The 26,934-nt window shown below is 72.4% G+C and carries 27 protein-coding genes and 1 riboswitch; of the genes, 10 read left to right on the top strand and 17 right to left on the bottom strand.

Annotation, left to right across the window (positions count from 1 at the left end; translation table 11 throughout):
- Nucleotides 1-101: 101 nt before the first annotated feature.
- The 3 genes from ACIPEP_RS04290 to ACIPEP_RS04280 all read right to left on the bottom strand — a co-directional run bounded on the left by ACIPEP_RS04290 (nucleotide 102) and on the right by ACIPEP_RS04280 (nucleotide 4,907).
- A complete protein-coding gene (locus ACIPEP_RS04290) occupies nucleotides 102-1,625 on the bottom strand; it encodes an MFS transporter (RefSeq protein WP_402716592.1) in 1,524 nt (507 codons plus the stop codon).
- A gap of 220 nt (nucleotides 1,626-1,845) precedes the next feature.
- On the bottom strand, nucleotides 1,846-2,868 hold the full coding sequence (locus tag ACIPEP_RS04285) for a LacI family DNA-binding transcriptional regulator (protein WP_402716591.1): 1,023 nt from the start codon (nucleotides 2,866-2,868) through the stop codon (nucleotides 1,846-1,848).
- Nucleotides 2,847-4,907, bottom strand: a complete 2,061-nt coding sequence (locus ACIPEP_RS04280) for an aldo/keto reductase (protein ID WP_402716590.1) — start codon at nucleotides 4,905-4,907, stop codon at nucleotides 2,847-2,849. Before ACIPEP_RS04280 ends, ACIPEP_RS04285 begins: the two co-directional genes overlap by 22 nt.
- Before the next feature lie 183 nt (nucleotides 4,908-5,090).
- Here ACIPEP_RS04280 and ACIPEP_RS04275 point away from each other — a divergent pair, with 183 nt between their 5' ends.
- The 5 genes from ACIPEP_RS04275 (at nucleotide 5,091) to ACIPEP_RS04255 (ending at nucleotide 9,260) form a co-directional block, all read left to right on the top strand.
- Complete coding sequence (locus ACIPEP_RS04275; RefSeq protein ID WP_402716589.1) at nucleotides 5,091-6,392, top strand: extracellular solute-binding protein; 1,302 nt, start codon at nucleotides 5,091-5,093, stop codon at nucleotides 6,390-6,392.
- Nucleotides 6,389-7,429 carry a carbohydrate ABC transporter permease gene (locus tag ACIPEP_RS04270; protein ID WP_402716588.1) on the top strand — a complete coding sequence of 347 codons (1,041 nt, stop codon included), beginning with the start codon at nucleotides 6,389-6,391 and terminating at the stop codon, nucleotides 7,427-7,429. Before ACIPEP_RS04275 ends, ACIPEP_RS04270 begins: the two co-directional genes overlap by 4 nt.
- The gene (locus ACIPEP_RS04265; protein ID WP_083295259.1) at nucleotides 7,426-8,349 is read left to right on the top strand and encodes a carbohydrate ABC transporter permease; all 924 of its coding nucleotides are present in this window, start codon (nucleotides 7,426-7,428) and stop codon (nucleotides 8,347-8,349) included. The genes ACIPEP_RS04270 and ACIPEP_RS04265 overlap by 4 nt, the downstream gene beginning before the upstream one ends.
- A gap of 125 nt (nucleotides 8,350-8,474) precedes the next feature.
- A complete protein-coding gene (locus ACIPEP_RS04260) occupies nucleotides 8,475-9,023 on the top strand; it encodes a TetR/AcrR family transcriptional regulator (RefSeq protein ID WP_070418334.1) in 549 nt (182 codons plus the stop codon).
- Between the two features lie 66 nt (nucleotides 9,024-9,089).
- Nucleotides 9,090-9,260, top strand: a complete 171-nt coding sequence (locus ACIPEP_RS04255) for a hypothetical protein (protein ID WP_156794867.1) — start codon at nucleotides 9,090-9,092, stop codon at nucleotides 9,258-9,260.
- 173 nt (nucleotides 9,261-9,433) lie between these two features.
- Here the strand turns inward: ACIPEP_RS04255 and ribH are convergent, their stop codons facing one another.
- The 7 genes from ribH to ACIPEP_RS04220 form a co-directional block, all read right to left on the bottom strand.
- The gene (gene ribH / locus ACIPEP_RS04250) at nucleotides 9,434-9,913 is read right to left on the bottom strand and encodes a 6,7-dimethyl-8-ribityllumazine synthase (RefSeq protein WP_070418333.1); all 480 of its coding nucleotides are present in this window, start codon (nucleotides 9,911-9,913) and stop codon (nucleotides 9,434-9,436) included.
- Nucleotides 9,910-10,662, bottom strand: coding sequence for a 3,4-dihydroxy-2-butanone-4-phosphate synthase (gene ribB, locus ACIPEP_RS04245; RefSeq protein WP_309780060.1), 753 nt, complete (start codon nucleotides 10,660-10,662; stop codon nucleotides 9,910-9,912). Before ribB ends, ribH begins: the two co-directional genes overlap by 4 nt.
- The gene (locus ACIPEP_RS04240; RefSeq protein ID WP_071303619.1) at nucleotides 10,662-11,363 is read right to left on the bottom strand and encodes a riboflavin synthase; all 702 of its coding nucleotides are present in this window, start codon (nucleotides 11,361-11,363) and stop codon (nucleotides 10,662-10,664) included. The genes ribB and ACIPEP_RS04240 overlap by 1 nt, the downstream gene beginning before the upstream one ends.
- A gap of 91 nt (nucleotides 11,364-11,454) precedes the next feature.
- Nucleotides 11,455-11,589: riboswitch (FMN riboswitch) on the bottom strand.
- 197 nt (nucleotides 11,590-11,786) lie between these two features.
- Nucleotides 11,787-14,210, bottom strand: a complete 2,424-nt coding sequence (locus ACIPEP_RS04235; RefSeq protein WP_402716587.1) for a bifunctional lysylphosphatidylglycerol flippase/synthetase MprF — start codon at nucleotides 14,208-14,210, stop codon at nucleotides 11,787-11,789.
- Nucleotides 14,207-15,520 (bottom strand): alpha/beta hydrolase, encoded by a 1,314-nt coding sequence (locus ACIPEP_RS04230; protein ID WP_402716586.1) that lies wholly within the window; start codon nucleotides 15,518-15,520, stop codon nucleotides 14,207-14,209. The genes ACIPEP_RS04235 and ACIPEP_RS04230 overlap by 4 nt, the downstream gene beginning before the upstream one ends.
- 185 nt (nucleotides 15,521-15,705) lie before the next feature.
- Nucleotides 15,706-17,322 (bottom strand): hypothetical protein, encoded by a 1,617-nt coding sequence (locus ACIPEP_RS04225; RefSeq protein WP_402716585.1) that lies wholly within the window; start codon nucleotides 17,320-17,322, stop codon nucleotides 15,706-15,708.
- A gap of 90 nt (nucleotides 17,323-17,412) precedes the next feature.
- Nucleotides 17,413-18,759 (bottom strand): hypothetical protein, encoded by a 1,347-nt coding sequence (locus tag ACIPEP_RS04220; protein ID WP_402716584.1) that lies wholly within the window; start codon nucleotides 18,757-18,759, stop codon nucleotides 17,413-17,415.
- A 111-nt stretch (nucleotides 18,760-18,870) separates the two neighbouring features.
- Between ACIPEP_RS04220 and ACIPEP_RS04215 the strand changes: the two genes are divergently transcribed.
- Nucleotides 18,871-19,302 carry a GNAT family N-acetyltransferase gene (locus ACIPEP_RS04215; protein ID WP_070418328.1) on the top strand — a complete coding sequence of 144 codons (432 nt, stop codon included), beginning with the start codon at nucleotides 18,871-18,873 and terminating at the stop codon, nucleotides 19,300-19,302.
- A gap of 1 nt (nucleotide 19,303) precedes the next feature.
- Here the strand turns inward: ACIPEP_RS04215 and ACIPEP_RS04210 are convergent, their stop codons facing one another.
- Nucleotides 19,304-19,831, bottom strand: coding sequence for an Lrp/AsnC family transcriptional regulator (locus ACIPEP_RS04210; RefSeq protein ID WP_070418327.1), 528 nt, complete (start codon nucleotides 19,829-19,831; stop codon nucleotides 19,304-19,306).
- 9 nt (nucleotides 19,832-19,840) lie between these two features.
- A complete protein-coding gene (locus ACIPEP_RS04205; RefSeq protein WP_071296392.1) occupies nucleotides 19,841-20,407 on the bottom strand; it encodes a TetR/AcrR family transcriptional regulator in 567 nt (188 codons plus the stop codon).
- Between the two features lie 110 nt (nucleotides 20,408-20,517).
- Here ACIPEP_RS04205 and ACIPEP_RS04200 point away from each other — a divergent pair, with 110 nt between their 5' ends.
- Nucleotides 20,518-21,993: an MFS transporter gene (locus tag ACIPEP_RS04200; RefSeq protein WP_229086316.1), complete on the top strand. Its 1,476-nt coding sequence runs from the start codon at nucleotides 20,518-20,520 to the stop codon at nucleotides 21,991-21,993.
- A 316-nt stretch (nucleotides 21,994-22,309) separates the two neighbouring features.
- Nucleotides 22,310-22,720: a phage holin family protein gene (locus ACIPEP_RS04195; protein ID WP_402716583.1), complete on the top strand. Its 411-nt coding sequence runs from the start codon at nucleotides 22,310-22,312 to the stop codon at nucleotides 22,718-22,720.
- On the opposite strand, the gene ACIPEP_RS04190 is transcribed toward ACIPEP_RS04195, so the two are convergent.
- A complete protein-coding gene (locus tag ACIPEP_RS04190) occupies nucleotides 22,721-23,227 on the bottom strand; it encodes a hypothetical protein (protein WP_071296394.1) in 507 nt (168 codons plus the stop codon).
- A 37-nt stretch (nucleotides 23,228-23,264) separates the two neighbouring features.
- Nucleotides 23,265-23,654, bottom strand: a complete 390-nt coding sequence (locus ACIPEP_RS04185) for a DUF5997 family protein (RefSeq protein ID WP_070418322.1) — start codon at nucleotides 23,652-23,654, stop codon at nucleotides 23,265-23,267.
- A gap of 33 nt (nucleotides 23,655-23,687) precedes the next feature.
- On the opposite strand from ACIPEP_RS04185, the gene ACIPEP_RS04180 reads away from it, so the two are divergent.
- Nucleotides 23,688-24,449: a LysR family transcriptional regulator substrate-binding protein gene (locus ACIPEP_RS04180; protein WP_181015095.1), complete on the top strand. Its 762-nt coding sequence runs from the start codon at nucleotides 23,688-23,690 to the stop codon at nucleotides 24,447-24,449.
- Nucleotides 24,446-24,916, top strand: coding sequence for a GNAT family N-acetyltransferase (locus ACIPEP_RS04175; protein WP_229086311.1), 471 nt, complete (start codon nucleotides 24,446-24,448; stop codon nucleotides 24,914-24,916). Before ACIPEP_RS04180 ends, ACIPEP_RS04175 begins: the two co-directional genes overlap by 4 nt.
- 1 nt (nucleotide 24,917) lies before the next feature.
- Here the strand turns inward: ACIPEP_RS04175 and ACIPEP_RS04170 are convergent, their stop codons facing one another.
- Genes ACIPEP_RS04170 through ACIPEP_RS04160 form a run of 3 tightly spaced genes read right to left on the bottom strand, consistent with a single transcriptional unit; the run spans nucleotide 24,918 to nucleotide 26,852 of the window.
- The gene (locus tag ACIPEP_RS04170; RefSeq protein ID WP_402716582.1) at nucleotides 24,918-25,727 is read right to left on the bottom strand and encodes a DJ-1/PfpI family protein; all 810 of its coding nucleotides are present in this window, start codon (nucleotides 25,725-25,727) and stop codon (nucleotides 24,918-24,920) included.
- Between the two features lie 38 nt (nucleotides 25,728-25,765).
- Nucleotides 25,766-26,383, bottom strand: a complete 618-nt coding sequence (locus ACIPEP_RS04165; protein ID WP_402716581.1) for a DNA-3-methyladenine glycosylase I — start codon at nucleotides 26,381-26,383, stop codon at nucleotides 25,766-25,768.
- A gap of 52 nt (nucleotides 26,384-26,435) precedes the next feature.
- Nucleotides 26,436-26,852 (bottom strand): VOC family protein, encoded by a 417-nt coding sequence (locus ACIPEP_RS04160; protein ID WP_071296396.1) that lies wholly within the window; start codon nucleotides 26,850-26,852, stop codon nucleotides 26,436-26,438.
- Between the last annotated feature and the right edge of the window lie 82 nt (nucleotides 26,853-26,934).

Genomic DNA, 26,934 nt, shown 5'->3' with positions numbered 1-26,934 from the left:
GGCGCGGCGCGGCGCGCGGCGGCGCGGCGCGGCGCGCGGCGGCGCGGCGCGCGGCGGCGCGGCGCGCGGCGGCGCGGCGCGCGGCGGCGCGGCGCGGGGCGCTACCGGCGCTTGAGCATGACGACGGCGCCGGCGGCCGCGACCACCATCAGGAGCGCGGCCACCCCCGCCGTCACCGTGACGCCGGAGTCGAACGCGGCCCGCGCCGACTCGAGCAGCACCTGCCCCGCCGACCCGCCGAGGGACGACGCCGCCGACACCGCTCCGCCGAGGGTCTCCTGGGCAGCGGTGTGCGCCGACGAGGACAGCCCGTCCGGCACCACGACGTGCGCCCGGTAGGCCGTGGCCAGGATCGTCCCGAGCACCGCGGTGCCCAGCACGGCACCGATCTCGTACGCCGTCTCGGACATCGCCGACGCCGCACCGGCCTTGTCCGCCGGCGCCGTCGAGATGATGAGGTCGTTCGTCACCGTCTCCGAGGCACCGATCCCGATCCCGAGCAGCACGAACGCGAACGCCAGCGCCACGATCGAGGCATGGTGCCCGAGGACCGCGACCATCGCGTAGGCGGCCGCCGAGAACAGCAGCGACACGGCGACGACCCAGCGCGGAGCGACCCGGGCGACGATCGGCACGACGACGAGCCCCGCCACGATCGTGAGGACCGACCCCGGCACCAGCACCATGCCGGACGCGAAGGGGTCGAGGCCGGCGACGAGCTGCAGGTGCTGTGCGATGAAGAACAGGAACCCGGTCAGCGAGAACATCGCCGCCATGTTCATGAGCACGCTGCCGGTGAACGCCGTGCTCCGGAACAGCCGGAGGTCGAGCATCGGGGTCCGCGAGCGGAGCTGCCGACGGACGAACGCGATGCCGCACAGGACGCCGACGGCGAGCATCGCGATCGCGAAGCCGCGCTCCTCGGGGTGCACGACGGACTTGATCGCCCACGCGATCGGGGCGAGGGCGCCGAGCGACAGGAACATGCTCGGCACATCGACCGGCCCCGGGTTCGGGTCACGGGACTCCGGCACGCAGAACGGCACGGCGACGAGCATCACGACGAGGATCGGCACCGCGACGAGGAACACCGCGCCCCAGTGGAAGTGCGCGAGCAGCACGCCGCCGACGAGTGGCCCGAGTGCGTTGCCCGCCGCGAACATGGTGGACCAGACGGCGAGCGCCATCCGCCGCTCCCCCGCGTGGACGAAGACGTTGCGGATGATCGAGAGGGTCGCCGGCATGAGCATCGCGCCGAACACGCCCATGACGATCCGTGCAGCGACGAGCATCCAGGCGTCGGTGGCGAAGGCCGCGGCGACGGAGAAGAGCGCGAAGCCGGTGGCACCGACGACGAGGATCCGACGGCGGCCGATGCGGTCACCGATGCTGCCCATCACGACGAGGAGTCCGGCGAGGACGAGCGGGTACGCGTCGACGATCCAGAGCTGCGTGGTGGCGTCCGGGTTCAGCGCGCGCGAGATCGACGGCAGCGCGAAGCTCAGGACGGTGTTGTCCACCGAGATGAGGAGGACGGGCAGCATGAGCACCGCGAGGGCGGCGAACCGGCGGGCACGGCTGCCGGTGGCGGCAGTGGGGATCGGGCTGGTGAGCAGGGCGGACACGGTGACTCCAGGGACTTCGAGCCGGACCAGGTCGACGGCGGAACTGACGAACGGACCGGACGGGACGCGGGGTGTGCACGCATCCCGTCAGGACTCCGTTAGTGTACCGTCTGGACGGTAATGGTTGCAAATGCAACTGAAGACGGACGGGAGGCGCGGTGCGGGCCCGCACCGCGCCTCCCGTCCGTCGTCCGGTCGCGCTCTCTCGTGGGCCGCGTCGTCAGGCCGACTCGCGCAGGAGCAGGCGGTGCCGCACCGTGCGCTGCACCGCGTCACCCTGCCGCGGCAGCTCGCCGGCGAGCATGCCGAGGGCGAGGTCGAGCGCTTCACGCGCGACCTCGTCGAGGTCCACCGCCAACGTGGTGAGCGTCGGCGAGACGAGCGAGCCGAGCGGCAGGCCGTCGACGCCGACGACCCGGAGCTCCCGCGGGACGTCGACGCCCGCCCGCCGACAGGCCTGCAGGACACCGAGCGCCATCACGTCGTTGAAGGCGAGGATCGCGTCCTGCCGTCGGCGTCGCCGGAGGATCTGTGTCGTCTCCTCGGCGCCGCACTCCGCCGTGCCGTGCTCCGCGTGCACGAGCTCGGGCAGGTACCCGCGCCGCTGGAGGGCGTCCATCATGAGGATGCCACGGACACTCGTGTGCTCCGGCGAGGAGTTGTCGAGCACGACCGGGTGCCGGACCCCGGTGGCGACGAGGTGGTCGGCGAGGACCTCGATCGCGTCGGCGGGGTCGATCCAGACGGCTGCGGTCGGTGGCTCCGAGTACGGGTCGAGCTCGACCATCGGCACGGTGCCGAGGAGCTCGCGCCACCGGTCGCGACGGGAGCCGAGGTACCCGATGACGACGTCCGTCTGCGACCCGAGCGCCTGCACCATCCGGTCGGCGTCGCTCGCGAGGTCGACGTCGGCGAGCATGACGTTCCAGCCCTGCTCGGCGGCGAGTCGGAAGACGGCCGAGGCCAGCTGCGGCGTGTAGGGGTTGCGCAGGTCGTTCACGACGAGGCCGAGCTGGTGGTCGCCACCCGTGACGAGCCCGCGGCCGAAGCGCGACGGCCGGTAGTCGAGGCGCTCCGCGGCGGCGAGGACCCGTTCCTTCGTCGCCGCGCTGATGCCGGACATGCCGTTCATCGCCCGGGTGACGGTCTGCCGGGACACCCCGGCGGCCGCGGCGACGTCGATGATCGTCGCCCGGCCGCCGGGTGCGGGAACGGGTTCGGTCAGTCGCGGAGGTCCAGCCATGCCACCTGTTCCGGAGTGAGGTCGACGGAGAGGCCGGTCATGGACGACCGGGCTTCCGCGATCGTACGCGGTCCGAAGAGCGGGAACGTCGGGAACGGCTGGTGCAGCACGTAGGCCAGGGCGATCGCCGTCGCGGGGACGCCGAACCGCTCGCCGAGCTCCGACGCACGGCGCAGCCGCTCGAAGTTCTCGTCGCTGTAGTAGCAGCGCACGAGTTCGGCGTCGCTCGTGTCCTCCGGCTTGGCCCGGCCGGTGAAGAACCCACGCGCCTGCGAGGACCAGGGCAGCAGGGGCACCTGGCGCTCCTCGAGCCACTGCTTCGACGCCGCGTCGGTGGCGTGCTCGCAGCCGGCCCACGGCACGTCGTACGCCTCGGCCAGACCGAAGTGGTTGCTCAGCACCTCGAACTCGTGCTTGCCGTTCGCGCGGGCGTAGGCGTTCGCCTCGTCGAACCGGGCAGGGGTCCAGTTCGAGCCGCCGTACACGCGGATGCGGCCGGCACGACGGTGCTCGTCGAGGACGTCGACGAACTCCCCCACCGGGATGTCCGTGTTGTCGCGGTGCATCATGTAGATGTCCGCGTAGTCGGTGCCCTGGCGCTCGAGGCTCTCGAGCAGCTGCCGGGTGAGGGACTCCGGGTCGCAGTACGGCGTGTGTGCGCCCTTGGTGATCACGACCACGTCCTCGCGGACGCCGCGGTTCTGGATCCACTTGCCGAGCCGGCCCTCGAGCACGCCCCCGCCGTAGATGTAGCCGGTGTCGAACACGTTGCCGCCCTGCTCCACGAACAGGTCGAAGATCGCGCTCGCGTGCGCCAGGTCGGGCTGGTTGTCGACGCCCATCACCAGTCGGGACATGCGCTTGCCGACACCCGCGACCTCGCCGTAGCGCATCGGGTTGTCGGCACGGTCCGGCTCGTGCGCGGCGACCGTGAGGGGTCGGCCGCTGACGGTCGGGATGTCGGCGTTCTCGGCCTCGAACGGGAAGCGCAGACCGATCGCGGCACGCCACTTGTCGAGCGTCCGCGCGGTGGCGAGCGACTCGTCGAGGGTGAACTCGGGGGCGTCGACACGACCGGCCGCGAGGGCCGCCGTGGTGGCGTCGGCCTCGAGGGCGTAGGGGTGCGCGCCGGCGAAGGACAGCGTGCGCGGGTCCTCGTCCACCGTGCTGATCTCGATCGTGGGGTCGTCGCCGAGGGTCCACGGGTCGGTGAGCGTGATCTTCCCCGTGGTGCCGTGGACGACCACGGCGTTGTCGTCCTGCACTCGGACGCCCGTGCGGAGGTTCGCGGTGATCCCGCCGGTGTAGCTGAGCTGTGCCACCGTCCACTCGTCGACGCCGGTCGGGCCGACGGTCCCGGTGGCGGTGAGCTCGGTGGGCTCGGCGACGGCCACGCCGGTCACGGCCTGCACGATCGCGGCCGTCATGGTCACCGGGTAGCCGCCCACGTCGAGGATCCCGCCGCCGGCCGTGTCGACGTCGAAGAGCCGGCCGGACCGGCTGCCCGCCCGGAACGCGAACGAGGCGTCGACGTGCGTGACGGTACCGATCGCACCCTGCCGGACGAGGTCGAGCAGGGCCGCGGTCTGCGGGTGGAAGCGGTACATGTACGCCTCGACGAGGGGCAGGCCGGCCTGGCGTGCGGCGTCGGCGAGCGCCATGGACGTGCCGTGGTTCGGCGAGAGCGGCTTCTCGCAGAGGACCGCCTTGCCCGCCGCGAGCGCCGCGAGGACGAGCGCCGCGTGCCCGGTGTGGACCGTCGAGACGTAGACGGCGTCGACGCGCGGGTCGGCGAGCACCTCGTCGTAGGTGGCCGCGGCGACGTCGGCGAACCCGTGCTCGGCCGCCTCGGCAGCGAACGCTCCCGCTCGCTCCGCCGACGAGCTGCCGGCGGCGACGAGGGTCGCCCCGACCCCGCTCGAGGGCAGCTGTGAGAGGAAGCGGCGGGCGATCCCACCGGGGCCGAGGACGGCCCAACCGGGGGTGTCGTGCCCCGTCGAGGAGGTGCTGCTGGCGGTGGTCGCGGTCTGCGCTGACATGCGGATCCCTATCGTGTCGTGAACCTTCACGGTCCCGACGACCGTACCCGTCCGTCTCCGCACCTGCAACGATGCAGATGCTTGACACGGCGTGTCGGCCGGGGCATGCTCTGACCACTTCGTGAGCGTTCACGGTCGAGCGCTCATCGGTTCCGCATCTCAACGACGAGAGCAGGCACTCCAGTGACAGCAGCAACGCACAGTCTCAGCCGGCGGGGGTTCCTCGCCGGCGCAGGCGCCCTCGGCGCACTCGCCACCACGGCCCTCCTCGCCGGGTGTTCCACCGGTACCGCGATCTCCAAGGACCCGGACGAACTCGTCCTCTGGTACTGGAACCGGTCCCTCGACCCGAAGTTCCTGAAGCAGGCGGCCGGGGGCATCAGCGGCCACGAACCGATGCGGCTGCGGCCGGACCTCATCGGCGGGGCGTCGTACGACACCAAGTTCCGGACCGCCCTCGCCGGGAACGCGTTCATCCCCGACGTCCTCATGGTGAACTCGAACTGCTGGCTCTACTTCCCCGACGAGGACCTCTTCACCGACTTCGATCCCTCCGCCACCGAGAAGTCCGCCTACTACGACTGGAAGCTCTCGCTCGGCCGGACCCCGTCCGGGCGGCAGTGCTTCTGGCCCGTCGACACCGGCCCCACCGGCTTCTTCTACAACCAGGACGTCCTGCAGAAGGCCGACCTCCCCACCGACCCGGACGAGGTGAGCGCGGCGATCCAGACCTGGGCGGATTTCCGGACCTTCGGCAAGCAGATCAAGCAGAAGACCGGTGCCGCGACGATCATCACCGCGACGCAGCTCTTCAACCAGTTCGTCTCCGCGAGCCCCACGCGGTACTTCGACCGTGACGACCAGCCGCTCTACCACCACGACGACAGCTCGATCCGGAAGGCCTGGGAGAACGCGGTCGAGTCGATCCACGCCGGGATCACCGGCAACCTGCAGTCCGGGACCGACCAGAACGCCGGGTGGGTCGCGGGTCGGGTCGCCGGGCAGATCGAGGGGGCGTGGTGGACGCAGATCATCCACGACACGGCTCCGGACCTGTCCGGGAAGTGGCGGATCGCCCGGCAGCCCGAGCGACCGGGCAACAGCGGCGGCTCGTTCCTGGCCGTGCCCAAGACGTCGAAGGACCCCGAGGCCGCGGTGGCGTTCGCCAAGTGGATCACCGGCGCGGACGTGCAGTCCCACACCTACAACGACATCCAGCTCTTCCCGTCGACACCCGCGTCGTTCGAGAACGGCATCATGCGCAACCCCGGCGACTTCTTCGGGGACCAGAACCCGCTCGACTTCTTCAGCAAGGCCGCACCGGAGGTCCCCGTGACGTACATCTCGAACTCGGAGCGGTTCATCGGCGCCTTCGCGACCGAGATCACGAACGTGGAGTCCGGCGGCAAGGACCCGGAGCGCGCCTGGCAGGACGCCATCGACCAGACCGACCGCGTCCTGGCGAAGCGCGGGGTGTCGGCATGAGCGCGCCGATCCGCGAGAAGACCGCCACCACCGCGAACCCCGTCGTCGGGGGCGCCCCCACGGCCTCGATCTCCACCGCGGCGACCGGGCACCGCTTCAGCCTCCGCCGGTTCTGGCCGCAGTACGTGGCGATCGCGCCGTTCTACGTGCTGTTCCTCGTGTTCGGGCTGTTCCCGATCGTCTTCTCGATCGTGCTGTCGTTCACCGACTGGGACGGGGTCGGCTCCCCCGCGTTCGTCGGCCTCGCGCAGTACCAGTACCTGCTGACCGACCCGCGGTTCTGGAACGCCGTCTCGAACACCTTCATCATCTGGATCATCGCGACCGTCCCGATGCTGTTCCTCGCCCTCGTGCTCGCGTTCCTGCTGCACGGCAACATCCGGGCGAAGGGGTTCTACCGGGTCGCGTTCTTCATCCCGAACGTGACGAGCATGGTCGCGATGGCGATCGTGTTCGGCTCGGTGTTCTCGGACGGGTTCGGGCTCGTCAACGCCGCGCTCCGAGCCGTCGGTGCCGACCCGGTCGGCTGGCTCTCGTCGTACTGGGGCATCAAGGTCACGATCGCGGTGATGGTCATCTGGCGCTGGACCGGGTACAACGCGATCATCTACCTCGCCGGCCTGCAGTCGATCTCGACCGAGCTGTACGACGCGGCGAAGGTGGACGGCGCGAACACCTGGCAGATCTTCACGCGGATCACGATCCCGATGCTGCGGCCGGTCATCCTGTTCACCCTCATCACGTCGACGATCGGTGGTCTCGGGCTCTTCACCGAGCCGCAGATCCTGTTCAACGGGCAGGCGATCGGTGGCCCCGACGAGGCCGGCATGACGATCGTGCTCTACCAGTACGACCAGGCGTTCAACCAGTTCGACTTCGGGTACGGCTCGGCGATCGCCTGGGTGCTGTTCTTCTTCTCCGTGGTCTTCGCGATCATCAACTGGCGACTGCTCAGCGAGCGCGACGGGCTCAAGACCCCACGGCGACTGCGCACCCCGCGCACCGTCACGACCAGCACGAAGGGACCCCGCGCATGAGCGCCGACACCGCACCCCGCACCACGAACACCGCCGCCGCACTCGGACGGCCGAACGCCGTCACCGACGGGCCCGACGACCACCGCCGGGGGTTCAGGCACGGCTGGGTCGGACGGCTCGTCACGCACCTGTGCCTCATCGTCGGCGTCGTGCTGTCGATCTTCCCGTTCTACTGGCTGCTCGTCATGTCGACGTCGTCGAACGCGCAGATCTTCGGCTACCCGCCGTCGCTGTGGTTCAGCGACCACACCATGCAGAACCTCGCCACGGTGTTCAGCAGCGTAGACATGCTGCGGGCGCTCGGCAACACCGTCATCGTCGCCGGCGGCACCGCGGTCCTGGTCATGCTGTTCGACTCGCTGGCCGCGTTCGCCTTCGCCAAGTACGAGTTCCCGTTCAAGCGCTCGCTGTTCACCGTCATGCTGGCGACGTTCCTCGTCCCCGGCAGCCTGTCGCTCGTGCCGAGCTTCGTGCTCATGGCGCACCTCGGGTGGATCGGTGGACTCCAGGCGCTCATCGTCCCCGGGGCGGCGAACGCGTTCGGCATCTTCCTCCTGCGGCAGTTCGCCACCGGGTCGATCCCGAACGAGGTCATCGACTCCGCGCGCGTGGACGGCGCCGGGTTCTTCCGCACCTGGTGGTCGATCGCGGTCCCGATGCTCCGCGGAGGCCTCGCGTTCCTCGGCATCTTCACCTTCATCACGGCGTGGAACGACTACGTGTGGCCGTTGATCGTGCTGATCGACCCGAAGGGGCAGACGCTCCAGGTGGCACTCGCCTCGCTCAGCTCGGTGAACGCGACCGACCTCGGCTCGGTGATGGCCGGCGCGGTGATCAGCGTGTTCCCGCTCATCGGGGTGTTCATCATCGGCTCGAGGCACTTCATCGCGAACATCGCGGCGGGGGCGCTGAAGGGCTGACCGGACCCGCAGGCGCCGTGGAGGATGGCCCACGGCGCCTGCGCTGCGCCCGCTTCGCGCCCGCTCCGCGCCTGCGCTGCGCCCGCCGGACGCGGCACGCCCGCGTCCCATGGCAGACTTCCGGCATGGCAAGCGCCCGCGATCGTGTCCTGGACAGCTTCGTCGCCATCGTGTGCGAGGAAGGAGAGCGTCCGGCGACCCTCGACGCCGTGGCCGCTCGGGCCGGGGTGTCCAAGGGCGGACTGCTCTACCACTTCGGCTCGAAGGCCGCCCTGGTCGAGGGACTCTGCGAACGCCTGTCCGACCTCTCCGCCATCGACGTCGAGCGCATGCGTGACGCCGAGGACGGCGCCGCCCGCTACTTCGTGCGGAACTGCCAGTTCGTGGGCAGCGAGCTCGACCTCGCCCTCCTCGCCGCGAGCCGACTGCAGCAGGCCGGGTACGAAGAGGCGGGCCGCACCCTCGACGAGACCGAGAACGCCTGGCTGGCCACGCTCGTCGACTCGCTCGGGGACGTCCCCACCGCGCAGGCGATCAAGCTCATGGGCGACGGGCTGTACCACGCGGCGTCCCTCGGCGCGGCCAGCGAGGTCCGACCGGACCGCGCCTCGGTCGACATGGAGCCGCTCCTCGCCGTGGTCGACCGGTTGATCGCCACCCGCCCCGGCGCGTGAACCGAGTTCGTCGCTCCTGGGGATAGACTGGGTCCGATCCACCCGCCTGATTCCGGAGGTACCACTGTGGGCCGCGTCATCGCCGCTGTTTTCTCGATCCTGCTGCTGCTGGTCTCGATGTACCTGTTCGGCTTCGCGTTCCAGGTGAGCTCGGGTCAGGCGTTCATCTTCATGGGCGGTCTCGTGCTCATGTGCCTCTCCTTCTTCCTGCCGATCCACGTGTTCGGCAAGCGGTAGTCAGCACCACCGCACACGAACGGCCCCGCACCCGAAGAGGTGCGGGGCCGTTCGCACAACGGAAGTCACCCCGCACCACGTGATCGCGTGGCGCGGGGTGACTTCGGTTGTGCGAACGTAGGAGCGACGCGCGGACGCGCTGACGCGCAGCGGGCCAGGAGGCGCGGGTCGCCCTACGCGAGCACCCGCAGCCGGCGCAGGGTCACCACGGTCGACACGGCGGCGTGCACGGCCTCGGCCCCCTTGTCCTCCTTCGAACCGGGCAGCCCGGCACGGTCGAGGCCCTGCTGCTCGTCGTCCAGGGTGAGCACGCCGAAGCCGACGGGCTTGCCGGCGTCGATCGCGACCCGGGTGAGGCCGCTCGTCGCCGCGTCCGAGACGTACTCGAAGTGCGGGGTCCCACCGCGGATGATCACGCCGAGGGCGACCGCCGCGTCGAACCCGGCCTCGAGCGCGGCCTTCGCGACCACGGGCAGCTCGAAGCTCCCGGGGACGGGGATGACCTCCGCCGTGGCACCGAGCCGCTCGACCTCGCGCTGCGCCCCGGCGAGGAGGCCCCCGGCGATCTCGTCGTGCCACTGCCCGGCGACGATCGCCACCCGGATGCCGCTGCCGTCGACGTGGTCGCGGTCCGCCGCGCCTGCTCCGCTCATCGTGCCGTTCCTTCCGTGGGCGCGGACTCCGCCGCTGCCCGGTCTGCCGCGTCGAGCCACTCGGCGAGCGCGGCGATGGTGATGACGGGCACGCCGGCGCGTGCCCCGAGTCCGAGGAGTCCCGGCAGACGCATCATGCCGCCGTCCTCGTCGACGATCTCGCAGATCGCCGCAGCGGGCCGGAGCCCTGCGGCGGTGACCAGGTCGATCGCGGCTTCGGTGTGGCCCGCACGCTCGCGGACCCCGCCCGGACGGGCCCGCAGGGGCACGACGTGTCCGGGCCGGTGCAGGTCGTCGCGCACGGACGCCGGGTCGGCGAGGACCCGCAACGTGTGCGCTCGGTCGTGGGCGCTGATGCCGGTGGTGACCCCGACGGCGGCGTCGACGGTCACGGTGTAGGCCGTCCCGCGGACGTCCTCGTTGTGGGCGACCATCGGCGGGAGGTCGAGTGCGTCGGCGATCTCGACGCTCACCGGTGCGCAGATGAACCCCGACGAGTGCGCCACCGTCCAGGCGATCCACTCGGGGGTGGCGAGTTCGGCGGAGAGGATGACGTCGCCCTCGTTCTCGCGGTCCTCGTCGTCGGCGACGATCACCGGGCGGCCGGCGGCGATGGCGGCGATGGCCTCGTCGACGCTCGACAACCCGAGCGATCCCGGGCCGACCACACCGGACCCGGCGACCGCACCGGACGCAGCAACCACACCGGAGGCACCCGCCTGCGCGGCGGGACGTGCCCCGGCGACCATCACCGTGCCTCCTGGCCGAGCGTGGCACCCGCGAGCGGACGCGCGTCGCCCTCGAGCGGACCCGTGGCACCCTCGAGCGGCCGCACCGCCGCGTCGAGCCGCAGCATCCGCCGGACGTGCCGGGCCAGGACGTCGGTCTCGATGTTCACCCGGTCCCCCGGCACACGGGCGCCGAGCGTGGTGGCCTCGAGCGTCTCGGGGATGAGGCTCACCTCGAACCAGGAGTCCGCGGCCGGGGTCTCCTCGGAGGACACGGCGCTGACCGTCAGCGAGACGCCGTCGATCGCGATCGAGCCCTTGTCGACGACCAGGGGGCTGAGGTCCGGCGCGAGCGAGAACCGGACGCGCCGCCAGCCGTCGCCGTCCGCGGTCTCGAGCACGGTGGCGGTGCCGTCGACGTGGCCCTGGACGATGTGCCCGCCGAGCCGGTCGCCGACCGAGGCCGCGCGTTCGAGGTTGAGCCGGTCGCCGACCGCGAGCGACCCGTGCGCGCTCATGTCGAGCGTCTGCTTCATGACGAAGGCCGTGAAGGTCTCCGGGGTCTGCTCGACGACGGTCAGGCAGACGCCGCTCGTCGCGATGGAGTCGCCGTGCCGGGCGTCCTGCACGACGACGGGCCCGCGGACGGTGAGCGCGACGGAGTCGCCGTGCTGCTCGACGGCGGTGACGGTGCCGAGTTCCTCGATGATGCCGGTGAACACTGGTGTCCTCTCAACGGGACTCCGGGGGCGTTCGACGATCGTCGGCATCGACGGACGGGTCGCACCCACGGATCGTGGGACGTCTCGTCCGCCAGCGCGCCTCCCATCCGGACTTTCACCGTCGGTCCCGGAGTTCCACCGGGTCAACCTCTGCCGGGTTCGCACCCGTCATCAGTTCGTGGACTGTCACCACCGGTTCGGACTTGCACCGACCCCGGAGCGCTTGCGTACCGGGAACGATACCCCACGCAGGTGACGGACACGTTGCGCCGGTTCCGTGGGCGTAACCGGACGTCGCGTGACCGCGCTGCGGTCCAGGAGGCGCGGTGCGGCCGACCCCGCGACCCGCGTCCGCCGCCCGGTCCCGCTGGCCGCGGGGCGGACGTGCGCCGCGCCTCCCGAACCGTCCGTCGGTCCGTCTGCTCAGCCGCGCCCGCGCGCCAACGCCACCGCCTGACGGAGCGACAGGTCCGGCAGGTACGCGCGCACCACCGCGATCCCGATCGCCGGCAGCGCGACCGGGTCCGGGTAGGCGAGCACCAGCGGGTGCAGCTCGGGGCCGAACTTCTGCTTGAACCGCAGCAGCGACCGGAACCCGTACACCGGCTCGAGGACCCCGCCGACCAGGTCCAGCAGGCTCTGCACGCCGTCGTTCGCCTGCGGGCCCTCGGCGGCCTGCGCGAGCGGGGCCGCGGACAGGCTGAGCCGCTCGACGCCGTCCTCGCGCATCCGGTCGGCCGCACTCGCGACGAGGAACTCCATCACGCCGTTCGGTGCCGCGGGTGTGCGTCGCATGACGTCGAGCGTCCAGGCGACGACCCGGCCGTCCCGGTACCCCGGCAACCAGCTGGTGACCGCGAGCACCGTGCCCTCGGGGTCCTGCGCGACGAGGGTGCGCACCGCGGGGTCGCGCATCTCGTCGACCCCGCCCAGGGTGAACCCCATCTCGGGCAGCTCGCGCTCGGCGACCCACTCCTCGGAGATCGCCTCGATCTGCCGGGTGGTGGACGCGGGCAGCTGCTGCCAGCTCGACCAGGTCGCGGTGAGGCCCTCGCGCGCCGCCTTGTTCACCGACGTCCGGACGTCCTGCTTCTTCTTCCCGCTCGTCGTCCACGTCCGGGGGTCGAAGTCGGCGTCCTCGGCCACCGGGAGCGTCGCCCAGCCCTGCGCGGTGAGCACCCCGGCGGTCTCCGCGCCGATGCCGTAGAAGACCGCCGTCCAGCCGTTGTCGTCGCACCACCGGGCGAACGCGGTCATCGCCGCCGTGCGGGCGTCGGGCCAGCCGAAGGGCCCGCCGACCGTCACCGCGACGCGGCTGTTGCGGCGGAAGGCGACGCCGGCGCGACCGTCCTCGGCGAACCAGTAGGCGTTGCCCTGCCAGGTCGTCATCCAGCCGAACGCGTCCCCGCCACCGGCGACGAGCAGGGCGCGGGCGCGCTCGCGGTCGGCGTGTGCAGCGTCGGCGTCGGTGTCGGGTTCGACGGCCCCGGTCGGTCGGACGGCGGCGATCGCCACGACCAGCCAGAGCACCGGTCCGCTCAGCCCGAGCACGAGCCGGAGCGCGTGGTCGAGCGACGGGAGCCGGTCCCAGAAGCTCACCGGTGCGAGCGGGCCGAGGGCGGCGAGCGCCAGCCGCAGGGGGTCCTCGACGTGGTGCGCCGAGGACGCGGCGACGACCAGCACCACGACGACGATGCCGACCGCGGCCGCACCGACGGTGACCGCGAAGGCGACGACGCGGCGCCGGCTGGTGAGGACCGTGAAGGAGCGCCGCAGCACGACGAGGACAACCGCGGTCCCGAGCGGGACGACGATCGACGCGACGATGGACACGTCGGTGACGAACTGGTCCTCGAGGCCGTGCTGCGCGACGACGCGCCCCGGGACGAGGCCGTAGGTGATCGCGGCGGCGATGGCCGTCACCGTGTCGACGACGACCACGAGCCACACCGCGAAGCGACTGCCGCGGAAGAGTCCGAGTCCACCGACGACGAGCACGAGCAGGGGCGCGACGGCGAGCACGAGGGTCCACGGGTCGGTCGCACGGAAGGACAGGAGCCCGCGGAGGCACTCCCCCGCGACCGCGTCCGCACGGCAGCCCCGCACAGGGGTGACGGGGCCGGCGCCGACGACCGCGGCGATCGGTGCGAGGAGTCCCACCCGCGCGCGGGACACCAGCGCGATGACGGGGCCGACGGCGGACACCAGCACCGCGGTGCCGAGCAGCACCCGGATCTCGCGGTGCGAGCTGCGCACCCAGCCCTGCCGCTTCGGTGTGCGGCGCAGGAGTTCGCCGAGCAGCCACCCGGCGGCCGCGGCGAGCACGGCGGACAGGTCGGAGACGTGCCCGGCGTAGAGCAGGAGGGCGGCGACCACGGCGAGGGCGTTCACCCGGATCCGTCGCCGCCACAGCGTCCCCGCGAAGGCGCTGGCGGTGACGACCGTGCCGACGATGGCGGTCCAGGGGTCGAAGCTCGTCGCCCGGCCGAGCACCATCGGCACGGCGCCCTTGCCATCGAGGTCGACGAGCACGGCGAACGCGGCGATGCCCGTGCCGACGACGGTCGTGACCACGAACGCCAGTGCCGTGCGCCAGGACCCCATGAGCCGCTCCGACGCCCCGACGAGCACGACCACCCCGGCGAGCGTCAGCAGCAGGGCGAGCACGCCGGTCGACGCCGCGAAGACCCGGAACGGACCGAACACGGTCGCGTGCGCTCCGTGTTCCAGCCGGAGCACGAACGCGAGCGTCGAGGTCGCCAGCACGAGCACGACGATCGCCGTGGTGACCGGGCGGGTGACGACCACCCGGCGGGCGGTCGTCAGTGCCGATGCGACGCCGCTCACAGCGGTCCGCTCGCGGGGAGCCCGAGGTGGTCGAGCACCGGTGGGAGGCCGTGTGCGAGCACGTAGCGGACGGTGTTCCAGTCGTGCGCCGACCCCGGGGAGACGACCAGCTGCGTGGCGATGCCCTCCCGCGCGGCCGCCGCACGGAGCGTGGCGGTGGACGCCTTGTACGGGGCGTCGTCCCCGCCCACCCCGAACACGACGAGGTGGTCGGCGTACCGGCCGTGGGCACGCATCTCGGCGACCGGCGTCGCGGCGTCGTAGGCGGCGCGGGAACCGCCGAAGCCGACGGCGATGGTGTGCTGCAGACTGCCGTTCTTCGGGGCGATCTCGCTCGAGATCGCCAGCGCGGACCCGAAGACGTCGGGGTGGGCGGACGAGAACTGCATCGCACAGGTGGCCCCCTCGGAGAAGCCGACCACGCCCCAGCCCGTCGGTGCCGTGGCGACCGCGAGGTGCTTCCGGATCCAGTCGACGGTGTCCGTCATGACGTAGGTCTCGCTGCGCCCGAGCCGCCGGGAGTCCACGCACATCGGGTTGCGGTTCGGGGCGCCGAGCTGGTCCGGGGCGACGACGATCGGGGCGAGGCCGTCGTGCGCTGCTGCATACCGGTCAAGGTAGTGGCCGATGTCGCCGGTCTGGAAGAGGTCGGCCGGCTCGCCGGGTTGCCCGGAGAGTGCGACGAGCACGGGCAGCGCCGGCGCGTTCCGGACCTGCGCGGCCGGCGGGAGCCACACCACGGCCTTCCGGGCGTGGAAGTGCGAGATCGTGCCGGGGATCGTCACGCTGAACGTCTCGCCCGCCTTCGGCATGTCCGCCGGGGCGTGCCAGTCGTGCAGGTCGACGAGCCGCTCGACCGCCGGATCCCGTTCCGCCAGGGTCCGCGTCTTGTAGGGGTTCGTGGCGATGGCCTGCTCGACGTTCTTGTAGAAGCCGAAGTCGACGTTGATGCCGAGACCCGCTGCGAGCAGCAGGCTCGCGGCGGCGGCCCCGGCGACCACCCGGCCCGTCCAGCCGCCCTGCACGAGCAGCACGACCAGCAGCAGGATCCCGGCGCACGCCAGGGCGACCCACATCCGGGTCACCGAGGTGAACGCGACACCGAACGCGTCCTGGACGTCGCCGAACCACCAGACGAGCGCCAGCCCGGCGACCGCACCGACGCCGAGGGCGGCGATCCGGACGAGGACGCGGCCGAGCGATCGCGGCCGGGCGAGGAGCGCCCACACGACGAGGACGGGGGCGAGCACGTCGACCGGTACGAGGACGGTCGAGCCCGTGATGGGGATGCGCAGGAGGTCGTGGAGCACGCTCTCATCGTGGCGCTGCCCTGCTGCCGGGCGGCCTCGGAGGCGCTTCTGCTCCGCACAGGTTCGCCATGGTCGGCTCCCAGAGAGCCTTCGGCGTTCGTCCAGCGGACGGCGGACCGCGGACGCGGATGCTGGGCACGGGTGCGAGGGGCACCGCGGCGCGGTGCCCCTCGAGCCGTCGGACGTCAGTGCCGCTTGCGCAGCACCAGGGTCCCCGCTCCGGCGAGGAGCAGCAGCAGGGCGATGCCGGCGGGGACGACCGGCGAGGACGCTCCCGTGTAGGCGAGGGCCGGCTGGCTGCTCGACGCAGCCACCGTGCGGACGGCGGCCTGGACGACCGTCGAGGCACCGGCGGTCGTCGCGACGACCGTCGCGGGCCGGGAGGCGCTGGTCGCCACGGCCGCGCCGGCCCCGGTGGCCGAGGTGGTCACCGAGACGGGCGTGGTGCCGTCGCCGGCGCCGTTCCCGTCGCCGGGGTCGGTGCCGTCACCAGGGGTGGTGCCGTCACCGGGGGTGGTGCCGTCGCCCGGGTCCGTGCCGTCGCCGGGGTCGGTGCCGTCACCGGGAGTGGTGCCGCCACCGGGCGTCGTCGTCGAGCTGGTGCCGTCGCCGACGATGCCGATCCCGTTGCCGCCGATGGTGATCGGGAGGCTGATCACGGGTGTGATCTGGCTGCCCGAGAGCAGTCCCCCGTCACCCGAGGTGGATCCGCCCGTGGTGGGCGTCGTGGTCCCGGTCGCCGGGGCCGTGGAACCAGTGCTCGTGCCGTCACCGACGAGGCCGATGCCGTTCCCACCGATCGTCACCGGAACCGACACCACCGGGGACACCTGCGTGCCCGAGGCCGTGCCGTCCGACCCCGAGGTCGAACCACCCGCGGCCGGCGTCGTGGTGCCGGCCGTCGGGGCAGCTGCCCCCGCCGAGGTGCCGTCACCGAGCAGCCCGATGCCGTTGCCCGACACCGTCACCGGGACGGACACCACGGGCGCGACCTGCGTGCCCGAGGCCGTGCCGTCCGAACCGGAGGTCGAACCACCCGCGGCCGGCGTCGTGGTACCGGTCGCCGGGGCCGTCGACCCCGAGCTGGCACCGTCACCGAGCAGCCCGATACCGTTGCCCGACACCGTCACGGGCACGGACACCACGGGCGCGACCTGCGTGCCCGAGGCCACGCCGTCCGACCCCGAGGTCGTCGGCGCCGCCGCCGGAGCAGCGGGCGTCGAGGCAGCGGGCGCCGTCGCGGCAGGACTGGCGGCAGCGGACACGGCGTCGCCGCCGACCGCCACCGCGTTGCCCGTGGCGGACACCGGCGCGGTCACCGCACCGGCGACCTGGGTCCCCGAGGCGATGCCATCCGACCCGGAGGTCGTCGGCGCCGCAGCGGGCGCAGCAGCAGGGGCCGCCGGAGCAGCCGGAGCGGATGCCGCGGCAGCGTCGCCACCGACCGCGATCGCGTTGCCCGAGACCTGCACGGGCGCCGCGACGTCGGGTACGACCTGCGTCCCCGAGGCGATGCCGTCGGCACCCGACGTGGACGGTGTCGCGGCCGGAGCCGACGACGACGGTGCGGCCGGGGCCGCGGGCGCTGCGGGACGGGTGACCGACGACACCGCGTCGCCGAGGACCCCGAGTGCGTTGCCGGTCGCGGACACCGGCGCGTCGATCGACGGCGCCACCTGTGTGCCCGAGGCGGTGCCGTCCGCTCCGGAGGTCGTCGCCGCGTTCGCCGCGACCGCACCCCCAAGCGTCAGACCGCCGACGAAGAGGGCGAACCAGAGCCCTCTCGAGACGTACTTGTTCATGATCGTTGCTCCCTGATCGAGATGAGATGTGGACCGACCGCGATTGCGGCCGGTGGTGCGTGCCTGCCGTGTCGGACAGGCGCACCGATCTCAGTCAGGGGCGACGTCGTGCTCGCCGACGATGGACGCGGGGACCGCGTCGTCGGCGATGGTTCCGCGTGACCCCGCGGCGAGGGAGACCTGGTCGTCGGAACCGACGATGCCGGCGGCTGCTGCCGACCCGGCGGAACCGGCAGCGCTGCCGCCGAGGGCACCGGTGGCGGAACCGTCCGCGGGGCCGCCGAACGTGACGCCGTGGCCCTCGGGGACGAGGAGTGCCCGGCCGCCGAACGTCGCGTCCTGCACGCCCGGTGCAGCGGCGGCGCTCGCCCCTCCGGCGAGCACGGAGGCCCGCGCGGTGGCGACGGAGTCCGTCCGCTCGGCAGCGCTCCCCGGCGCCACGGCGGCCGGCGCGACAGCGCTGGCGGCGCCCGGGGACGTGAGCGACGGTGTCGACGCGACCGGGGCCGTGGACGTGCTGCCCACCGGAGCGGTGGGGAGTCCGACGACGGGATCCGTGCCTCCTGGCAGGACGCCGCCGACCGTCGGAGGCAGGCCGGTGAGCACGTCCGGCACCGATCCGACGACCGTGCCGACGCCGCCGAGGGTGTCGTCCACCAGCCCGCTGACCGGGTCGGTCACGGTGCCGAGGGTGTCGTCGCCGAGGACCGTGCCGACGACCGGGAGGCCGCCGACCACCTGGTCGAGCGAGTGCACGACGGTGGTCACCGGGCGAGCGTCGGTGAGGGTCTGGACGGCGCCGGTGGCGGGACGGAGGACGGTCGCGACCGTGCCGGTGACGGGCCTGGAGGCGCTGCTCGCCTCCGCCGGTCCGGCCTGCGATGCTGCGGGGGTCGCGCTGGTCGCTGCGGGTGCCGCCGCGGGGGCGGTCGCGGGCTGCGCTGCCGGTGCTGCGGGTGCAGCCGGGGCGGGCGCGGCGTGTGCCGGTGTGGACGGTGCCGGAGCGGCGCTCGACGGCTGCGTGTGGGCCGGAGCGGCGCTCGACGAGTGGGTCGGTGCCGGAGCTGCGGGTGCCGGCGCCGCCGGGGCCGCCGGTGCCGGGTGCGCTGCCGGGGCGCTCGGTGCGGGCGCGGCCGGAGCTGCCGGAGCGGCGGGGACGACGGCCTTCCGGACCGGGGCGACGACGCCGTCGACGACGTGCCCGACCCCACCGGCGACGCCCTGGACGGTGTCGCCGAGGCCGTCGACGACCCCGCCGACCAGCCCGCGCTGCTGCGACGGGTGGGTCTGCAGCGTCTGCTGGGCGGGCGCGGGGGCCGCCGCGGCCGGACGAGCGCCGAGCACCAACGAGAGCAGCACGAGGGCAGCGGCGATGCCGACGCCGAACACGACGTACCGGATCATCACGCGCCAGGGTGCGCGCAACGGCTGGTCCATGCGCTCACCTCCTGATCTCGGCTGCGCACGTAGAGTGGTTGTCCGGCAATGTACGCCGCTCCGTTCCGGAACGCACCCTGTTTCGGAAGAAATCGTCAGGAAAGGCCGGTCTTGGTCTCGATCTTCAACGCCCCGACGCGCAACCTGGACGTCGTCACCCTGCACGAGATCCTGCGACTCCGGCAGGACGTGTTCGTGGTCGAGCAGGCAGCCGCCTACCCGGACATCGACGGGCGCGACCTCGAGCCCGGCACGCTGCAGTTCTGGGCGGGGCAGGGCTCGGTCGACGCCACGCTCCGGCTCCTCCGCGAGGACGACGGCACCGAGCGCATCGGCCGCGTCGCCACGGCGAAGGCCGCCAGGGGGCAGGGGCTGTCGTCGCTGCTGATGGAGGCCGCGATCGCCGAGGCACGCTCCCCGCGCATCGCGATCGACGCCCAGGCGCACCTCGAGCAGTGGTACGCCCGGTTCGGGTTCGTGCGCTCGGGCGAGGACTTCAACGAGGACGGGATCCCCCACCTCCCGATGACCCGCACGCGCTGAGTCAGGCCCGCCAGCGCCGGAGCTCGTCGAACGACCGCCCCTGCTGTGCACGGTCGGCGACGAGCCGTTCGAACACGATGTTCGTCTGCGTCGTCGCCACCGAGGGGTCGCCGCTGAGCTCGTCGGCCACGAAGTCGCGGAGTTGCTCGGTGGACGTGCACGCGATGTGCACGAGGAAGTCCTTGTCGCCGGCCAGGAACGACACGTCCTGCACGACGGGCACCCGGAGCAGCCGCTTCGCGAAGTCGCGGAGCTCGTGGCGCGCTGCGGCGTGCACCCGGACCGAGACCATCGCCTCGATCGCGAAGCCGAGCCGTGCGACGTCCACGTCGGCCCGGTAGCCACGGATGACCCCGGCGTCCTCGAGTGCGCGGACGCGCGTCAGGCACGTCGACGGGGCGATGCCGACCGCAGCGGCGAGGCGGTTGTTCGGGATCCGGGCGTCAGCGGCGAGGGTCCAGAGGATCCGCTCGTCGACCTCGTCGAGGCGCGGCGCGGGATCGGGGCGACGGACGTGGCGATCGGACACGGCTCGACGCTACCGCGGCCCGGCGAGGAGCTGCCGCAGGACCCCGGTGAGCGCGTCCGAGACCGCCTGGTGGTCGGCCGACGCGAGCGGCTCGACCTTCGTGGACGTCCGGAGCATCGTCATGCCGAGCACCACCGCCAGGGCGATCTCGGCGCGGAGGAGCAGGTCGTCGGTGACCTCGTCGTGGACGGCCCCGGCGAGTCGTTCGGCGTAGCGGCGCAGTGTCTCGCGGCGGATGGCGTCCGCGCCGTCGTCCCCCGAGGAGCGCAGCAGCAGCATGAGCTGGAGCGAGTCGTCGTCGGTCGGGGACCGGACGGCGTGCTCGATCATGCCGGCGAGGGACCGCTCGAGGTCCGGCACGGGCCGCTCCTCGGCGCCGAGGTCGCGGGCGACGCGGTCGAGACACTCCCGGAAGAGCCCCTCCTTCGACACGAAGTACCGGTTGATCAGGGCGACGTTCACGCCGGCGTCCGCGGCGATGTCGCGCACGGTGGTGGCCCGGTAGCCGTCGAAGGCGAACCGACGTCGCGCGGCCTGCACGAGCAGTCGGCGGGTTGCCTCGGCGTCCTTGCTCATGCTCCGAGCGTAGCGGTTCGGGGACCGATGTAAGCAAATGTTGACATCAGCCCGGAACCGCGTACCCTCGTCAAGTCAGCAACTGTTTACATCCGAGCCTACGGAGCACGATGACCGAGACCATGGAGACCCCGCGGACCGGGTCCCACCCCACCACCGGTGCGCGCCGACCGAACAGCACGGCGATCATCGTCTACCTGTCGCTCGGCGGCCTGTCCTTCGCCGTCCTGCAGTCGCTCGTCGCACCGGCGCTGTCGACCATCGGACAGGACCTCGGCGCCTCCACGAGCGCGACGAGCTGGGTGCTCACGGCGTACCTGCTCTCAGCGTCGGTGCTCACGCCGATCCTCGGACGGCTCGGGGACATGGTCGGCAAGCGCAAGGTGCTCATCGTCGTCCTGTCGATCCTCCTCGTCGGCGCCGTCCTCGCCGCTCTCGCACCGAACCTCGGCACGCTGATCGTCGGTCGCGCGCTCCAGGGTGCCGCCGGTGCCGTGATGCCGCTGTCGATCGGCATCGTCCGCGACGAGCTCCCGAAGGAGAAGGTCAGCGTCACGATCGGCCTGCTGTCGGCCATCTTCGGCATCGGCGCGGGCGTCGGGATCGTCGCCGCGGGCCCGATCGTCGAACACCTCTCGTGGCACTGGCTGTTCTGGCTCCCCGCCGTGCTCGTCGTCATCGCTCTGCTCGGCGCGGTCTTCGGCATGCCCGAGTCCCCGGTCCGGAAGCCCGGTCGCCTGGACATGCTCGGCACCGGTGTGCTCGCGGTCTCCCTGGTCGCGATCCTGCTGGCGATCAGCGAGGGCGAGACCTGGGGCTGGGGCGACGGCAAGACCGTCGGTCTGCTGATCCTCGGCGCGGTCGCACTCGTCGCCTTCGTGCTCGTCGAGCTCCGCGTCGCCGAACCGCTCATCGACGTCCGGCTGTTCGCGGTCCGCGGCGTCTGGACAGCCCACGTGGTCGCGCTCGTCTTCGGCTTCGCGATGTTCGGCACGTTCGTCCTCGTCCCGACGCTCCTCCAGCTCCCGACCGCCGTCGGGTACGGGTTCGGCAAGGACGTGACCGAAGCCGGGCTCTTCCTGCTCCCGACCGTCGTCATGATGATCATCGCCGGACCGATCGCCGGCATCCTCGTCCGCAAGGTCGGCCCGAAGCCGCCGATGCTGCTCGGTGGGGTCGCCATCGTCGCTGCGTTCCTCATCCCCGCGATCTCGCACGCCGCGATCGCCGAGGTCGTCGTGTCCGGCGTCCTGACGGGCATCGGCATCGGCCTCGCCCTCGCCGCGTGCTCGAACGCGATCATCGAGAGCGTCCCCGCGAACCAGACCGGCGAGGCCATCAGCGCCAACACCGTCGTCCGCACGATCGGCTCCAGCGTCGGCACCGCGGTCATCGCGGCGCTGATCACGTCGCACACCACCGCGCAGGGGCTGCCGACCGACGACGCGTTCACGATCGGGTTCTGGGCGTGCACGGGCGTGGCCGTCCTCGCGGTCCTCGCCGCCGTCGCAGCACCGTCGATGCGGGCGCGGCGGGCCGCTGCCGCCGCACGCGGGATCGACGACCTGGACGAGATCGCGTCCTAGCGCACCACGGCGGTCGAGACCCGACCGTCTCCGGAGGCCCGGCCTGCGTCGACGACGCGAGCCGGGCCTCCAGTCCGTCACCCGCTCGTCCCCGCGGCGGACGCGCCGAAGCCCGTGTTCTTCTCGGCGCGTGACCGTTCCGGTTCGCGATCCCCGGCTTCCGCGAACCAGAACGGTCACGCGCCGGATGGAACCTGCTCGTCGCCGGCGGTCCTGGGAACCCGCCGAGCATGCGCGTCGCAGGCGTGACGACTCCTGTCCCCGACGCGTCACCCTGGTGGGTGCGGACGACCGCGCCCGAGGAACAGGAGACACCATGAGCACCGACCACGACGACACCACGACCGGCAAGCTGTCCTTCCGTGACACCGTCACCGCCGGGCTCGTGCAGAAGGCGCTCGAGCCGGTGCTCCGCGCCGTCCGCGACGAGGTCGCCTCCGCACGACGCGAGATCGGCGACCGCGTCAGCGGCGCGAAGACGGGCCTCGTGCTCACCGGTGTCGCGGTGGCGTTCGCGCTGACGACCCTCGTCCTGCTCGCCGGGTTCGTGGTGGTGCTGCTCGCGCTCGTGCTCCCGCTCTGGGCCGCGACCGGCATCACGCTTGTCGTGTTCGGCGTCGTCACCGCGGTCCTCGCGGTCGTCGGCATCGCCGGCATCCGTCGGGGTGTGCCGCCGGTGCCGTCCGACACGATCCACGAGGTGCAGGAGCGCGTGGCGAACCGCTGACTACATCGCGAGCGTCATGCCGACGACGGCGACCGTCATCGCGAAGACCTCGCCGCTCCGGACGGCACGCCGGTCCTCTCGTGCCCACTCGTGGCGGAGCAGCCACCCGCTGAACGCGGCGTAGCCGATCACTCCGGCGCCGAGCACCGCGGTCAGGGCGATGCCGTGGCCCGCGTGTCCGTCGGCGATGCCCGTGGCGTGCCCCATCAGGAGCATCCCGGACATCACGACCGCGGACAGCGCCCGGTGGACGTCCATCGGCTCAGCGCGGCGACCGTCGGCGCGGCGCCGCCGCATGACGGGCAGCGGTGCGAGGAGGAGGAGCACGGTGGCGGCGAGGAGCGTCCACACCGCTCCGGCGTGCACGACGGGCATGAGCATCGCGACGAGCATCACCGCCGCGGGGACGATCACGCCCGGGCGGGGCCGGTACCGGTCCCCCACGATGCAGCACACCGACGCGAACTGCGGCACGACGAGCATGGCGTCGGCGACGGTCTCGTGCACGGGGTGTCCTCGGGCGGCGGGGTGGTGCGGGTCGGGGTCAGTCCTCGGTGCGGCCAGCGGCCTTCGCGGCACGCTCCTGCTTCACGCGGGCGTTCTCGGCGTGCACCGCGGCCTGGGTCGCGCGCTCGCGGACGAGCCACTCGGGCTTCTGCTCGAGCAGCGTCTTGATCTCCGCCGTCGTGAGCGGTTCGTCGATGCCCGCACGGGTCAGCCCCGAGATCGACACGCCGAGCTTCTGCGCCACGACGGGTCGCGGGTGCGGTCCGTCGCGACGGAGGTCCTCGAGCCAGGTCGGGGGTTCCGTACGGAGTTCGTCGAACGCGGTCCGGCTGATCGGCGCGTCCCGGAAGGTCTCCGGGGCGGCCGCCAGCAGGATGCCGAGCTTCTTCGCGGCCGTCTCGGGCTTCATGGTCTGTTCCTGCGCCATGGACACAAGGGTACGGCCCCTATGCTCGGTTGCATGACCGCGGCACTCACCATCGCCTTCGTGCCGGGGGTGTCCCCCGCGAAGTGGGCCCGCGTCTGGCGCGAGCGCTTCCCCACGACCGAGCTCCGACTCCGCCCGATCGGAGCGGACGAGGTCGACGACGCACTCGCCGGCGAGGCCGACATGGTGTTCGCCCGGGTCCCCGTCTCCGACGCGCACAACGCCATCCCGCTCTGGACCGAGACCGCCGTCGTCGCGATGCCGAAGGACTCCCCGCTCGCGGACCTCGCCGAGGTCGACCTCGCCGCGACCGACGTGCACGTCGTCGACCCCGGCCCGGTCCCGGAGGACGTCGACGCCACGCTCGACCTGGTCGAGGCGAACGTCGGCGTGGCCGTCCTCCCCCAGTCCCTCTTCCGTGCCGCGAGCCGCAAGGAGCTCGTCAGCCGCACGCTCGCGGGCTCGCCCGGCACCCGGATCGTGCTCGTCTGGCGTTCCGAGGACGCCACCGAGACCACAGAGGAGTTCATCGGCGTGGTCCGCGGGCGCACCGCGAACAGTTCGCGGGGTGACCAGGACCAGCCAGGAGGCGCGGCTCCCGACCCGAAGGACGGGTCGCGTCCGGCGAAGGGCGGCGGCAAGGCCGCACCGTCGAACGCGAAGACGGTCGCCAAGCGCGGCGCCACCAAGGGCACCGGTGGCAAGAGCGGCGGCGGGAAGAACTCGACCGGTCGCGGGCGTGTGCAGCGCGGCATGAAGGGCAAGCCGAAGCGCGGGTCGAAGGGCAACCGGTGACGGACACGCACCTCGTCGCGATGCCGGCCGAGCGACTGCCCGGGTGGCTCGACCGCACGATGGCGGAGTACGTCGAGTCACGCATCCGGGCGGGCGAGACGCGGGAGCGCGCCGAGGCGAACAAGCAGCAGTCCCTCGACAAGTGGTTCCCCGACGGAACGCCGCTGCCCGAGCACTTCGTCTGGGACGTCCTCGACGACGCCGACGCCGTGGTCGGGTACCTCTGGATCGGCCCGTTCGCACCGGGCAGCACCGACTGGTGGGTGTTCGACGTCGAGATCGACGAGCCGAACCGACGCAGGGGGCACGCCCGCCGAGCACTCGAGCAGGCGCACGAGGTCGCCCGCGCGAACGGTGCCCGGACCATCGGCCTGAACGTGTTCGGGTACAACACGGGCGCGCAGGACCTCTACGAGCGACTCGGCTACGGCGTCACCGCGACGCAGATGCAGCTCCCGCTCGACTGACTCAGCGCATCACGGCCGCAGCCGCCCGCGCCACCCGGTCACCACGTGCCGCTTCCGCTGCGGCACGCGCCTCGGTCACGATCCGGGTGTCCGCCCGGACGGCCGAACCCGCGTCGAACGGGGGCTGCGGGTCGTACTCGATCTGGAGCTGGATGGCCTCGGCTGCAGGCTGCCCGGCCAGTTCGGCCGCGAGCCAGAGCGCCATGTCGATGCCGGCGCTCACCCCGGCCGCGGTGACGACTGCCCCGTCGTCCACGACACGGTCGTCGACCGGCTGCGCGCCGAACGCCGCGAGCATCGGCTTCGATGCCCAGTGCGTCGTCGCGCGCTTGCCGGCGAGCAACCCCGCCGCGCCGATGACGAACGCGCCGGTGCACACCGAGGTCACCCAGGTGGCGCGCTCGGCCTCGCGCCGGACGAACGCGACCACCGCGGGGTCGAGCATCGCGTCGAAGGCGCCGTCGCCGCCGGGGACGACGAGCACGTCGGCCGGGCTGGCATCAGCGATGGTCGTGGTCGGCACGAGGGACAGCAGGCAGTCGCTCGGTACCGGGTCGAGCGTCGCCGCGACGTACTCGACGCGGGCTCCCGGGACGCGGCACAACACCTGCGCCGGCCCGGTCAGGTCGAGCTGCGTCAGGCCGGGGAACAACAGGAACGCGATCCGGATCTCGGCCGGGTCGTGCTCGGGGGTGCCGGCACCGGGGTCGTCGGACGGCTCGGGCGTCGGCACCTCGGCGTCGAGGGGCACCTCCACCACCTCGGCCTCGACCGGGTGGACGGGGCGGACGCGCGGGTTCTCGGAGCTCATGCCGCGACCCTAGCCCTGCACCGTCGGCACCGTCGGGGTCAGCTCCAGACGCCGGAGGTCCCCCGGCGGTGGCTGCCGACGAGGTGCGTGTCGACGATGCCGAGCGCCTCCATCAGCGCGTACATCGTGGTGGGCCCGACGAAGGCGAAACCCCGCTTCCGGAGCGCCTTCGACAGTGCGACGGACTCGTCCGACTTCGTCGGGACGTCGGCGTACGTGAGCGGCTCGGGCGTCGTCGCCGGCCGGAACGACCACACGAAGTCGGACAGGCCGCCGTCCCCGCGCAGGGCGATCGTGGCGCTCGCGTTGGTGATCGTCGCGAGGATCTTCGCGCGGTTCCGCACGATGCCGGCGTCGGCCATGAGCCGCGCGACGTCGTCCTCGCCGAACGCCTGGACCGTGTCGGCGTCGAAGTCCGCGAACGCTGCCCGGAACGCCGGACGCTTCGCGAGGATCGTCCGCCACGACAGCCCGGACTGGAACGCCTCGAGCGACAGGCGTTCGAACACCCCGCGCTCGTCGCGCACCGGCATGCCCCACTCGGTGTCGTAGTAGTTCCGCAACAGCTCGTCACTCGACGCCCACACGGGCCGGGCGAGGCCGTCGTCTCCCACGACGAGGTCGGACGGGACAGCGGCGACGGGCTCGGAGCTCATGGCACCATCCTGGCCGTCGCCGCCGACACCCGCCGCCGACACCCGTCGTCGATCACTCGGCGGGCGGACCGTCCTGCGCTGCCTGCGGGTCCATCCACACGTACTCCCAGCGGTGCCCGTCGGGGTCGACGAAGCTCCGCTGGTACATGAACCCGAGGTCCATCTCGGGGCGGTCCTCGGAGCCACCGGCGGCGACCGCTGCGTCGACGATCCGGTGAACCTCGTCCTTGGAGTCGGCGCTGAGCGAGTTGATGACCTCGATCGTGTCGGCGTCGGCGATGGTCTTCGTGGTGAACTCCGCGAACTTGGCGTGGGTGAGCACCATGACGTAGATCGTGTCGCTCACCACGACGCACGCCGCGGTGTCGTCACTGAACGCCGGGTTGATCGAGTAGCCGAGGGCCTCGTAGAACGCCTTCGAGCGCTCGAGGTCGGCGACGGGCAGGTTGATGAAGACCATCGTGTCCATGGGGAGGATCCTTTCGTCGTGCTCAACCTGGCGCGCCCGGGGTCGGAGCGCAACCGTTTCATCGGCGAAGCAACCGGTACGC

The organism is Curtobacterium sp. NPDC087082 (assembly GCF_044745045.1).
Taxonomy (GTDB): domain Bacteria; phylum Actinomycetota; class Actinomycetes; order Actinomycetales; family Microbacteriaceae; genus Curtobacterium.
Note: the sequence above shows the minus strand (reverse complement) of the source record. Positions and strands in the feature narration are given on the sequence as shown.

Coding starts and splice junctions, on each gene's coding strand:
- ACIPEP_RS04285 (WP_402716591.1), bottom strand. CDS start 2,868: ATGGCTGGACCTCCGCGACTGACCGAACCCGTTCCCGCACCCGGCGGC.
- ACIPEP_RS04280 (WP_402716590.1), bottom strand. CDS start 4,907: ATGTCAGCGCAGACCGCGACCACCGCCAGCAGCACCTCCTCGACGGGG.
- ACIPEP_RS04270 (WP_402716588.1), top strand. CDS start 6,389: ATGAGCGCGCCGATCCGCGAGAAGACCGCCACCACCGCGAACCCCGTC.
- ACIPEP_RS04265 (WP_083295259.1), top strand. CDS start 7,426: ATGAGCGCCGACACCGCACCCCGCACCACGAACACCGCCGCCGCACTC.
- ACIPEP_RS04260 (WP_070418334.1), top strand. CDS start 8,475: ATGGCAAGCGCCCGCGATCGTGTCCTGGACAGCTTCGTCGCCATCGTG.
- ribH (WP_070418333.1), bottom strand. CDS start 9,913: ATGAGCGGAGCAGGCGCGGCGGACCGCGACCACGTCGACGGCAGCGGC.
- ribB (WP_309780060.1), bottom strand. CDS start 10,662: ATGGTCGCCGGGGCACGTCCCGCCGCGCAGGCGGGTGCCTCCGGTGTG.
- ACIPEP_RS04225 (WP_402716585.1), bottom strand. CDS start 17,322: ATGAACAAGTACGTCTCGAGAGGGCTCTGGTTCGCCCTCTTCGTCGGC.
- ACIPEP_RS04220 (WP_402716584.1), bottom strand. CDS start 18,759: ATGGACCAGCCGTTGCGCGCACCCTGGCGCGTGATGATCCGGTACGTC.
- ACIPEP_RS04205 (WP_071296392.1), bottom strand. CDS start 20,407: ATGAGCAAGGACGCCGAGGCAACCCGCCGACTGCTCGTGCAGGCCGCG.
- ACIPEP_RS04200 (WP_229086316.1), top strand. CDS start 20,518: ATGACCGAGACCATGGAGACCCCGCGGACCGGGTCCCACCCCACCACC.
- ACIPEP_RS04195 (WP_402716583.1), top strand. CDS start 22,310: ATGAGCACCGACCACGACGACACCACGACCGGCAAGCTGTCCTTCCGT.
- ACIPEP_RS04185 (WP_070418322.1), bottom strand. CDS start 23,654: ATGGCGCAGGAACAGACCATGAAGCCCGAGACGGCCGCGAAGAAGCTC.
- ACIPEP_RS04180 (WP_181015095.1), top strand. CDS start 23,688: ATGACCGCGGCACTCACCATCGCCTTCGTGCCGGGGGTGTCCCCCGCG.
- ACIPEP_RS04170 (WP_402716582.1), bottom strand. CDS start 25,727: ATGAGCTCCGAGAACCCGCGCGTCCGCCCCGTCCACCCGGTCGAGGCC.
- ACIPEP_RS04165 (WP_402716581.1), bottom strand. CDS start 26,383: ATGAGCTCCGAGCCCGTCGCCGCTGTCCCGTCCGACCTCGTCGTGGGA.
- ACIPEP_RS04160 (WP_071296396.1), bottom strand. CDS start 26,852: ATGGACACGATGGTCTTCATCAACCTGCCCGTCGCCGACCTCGAGCGC.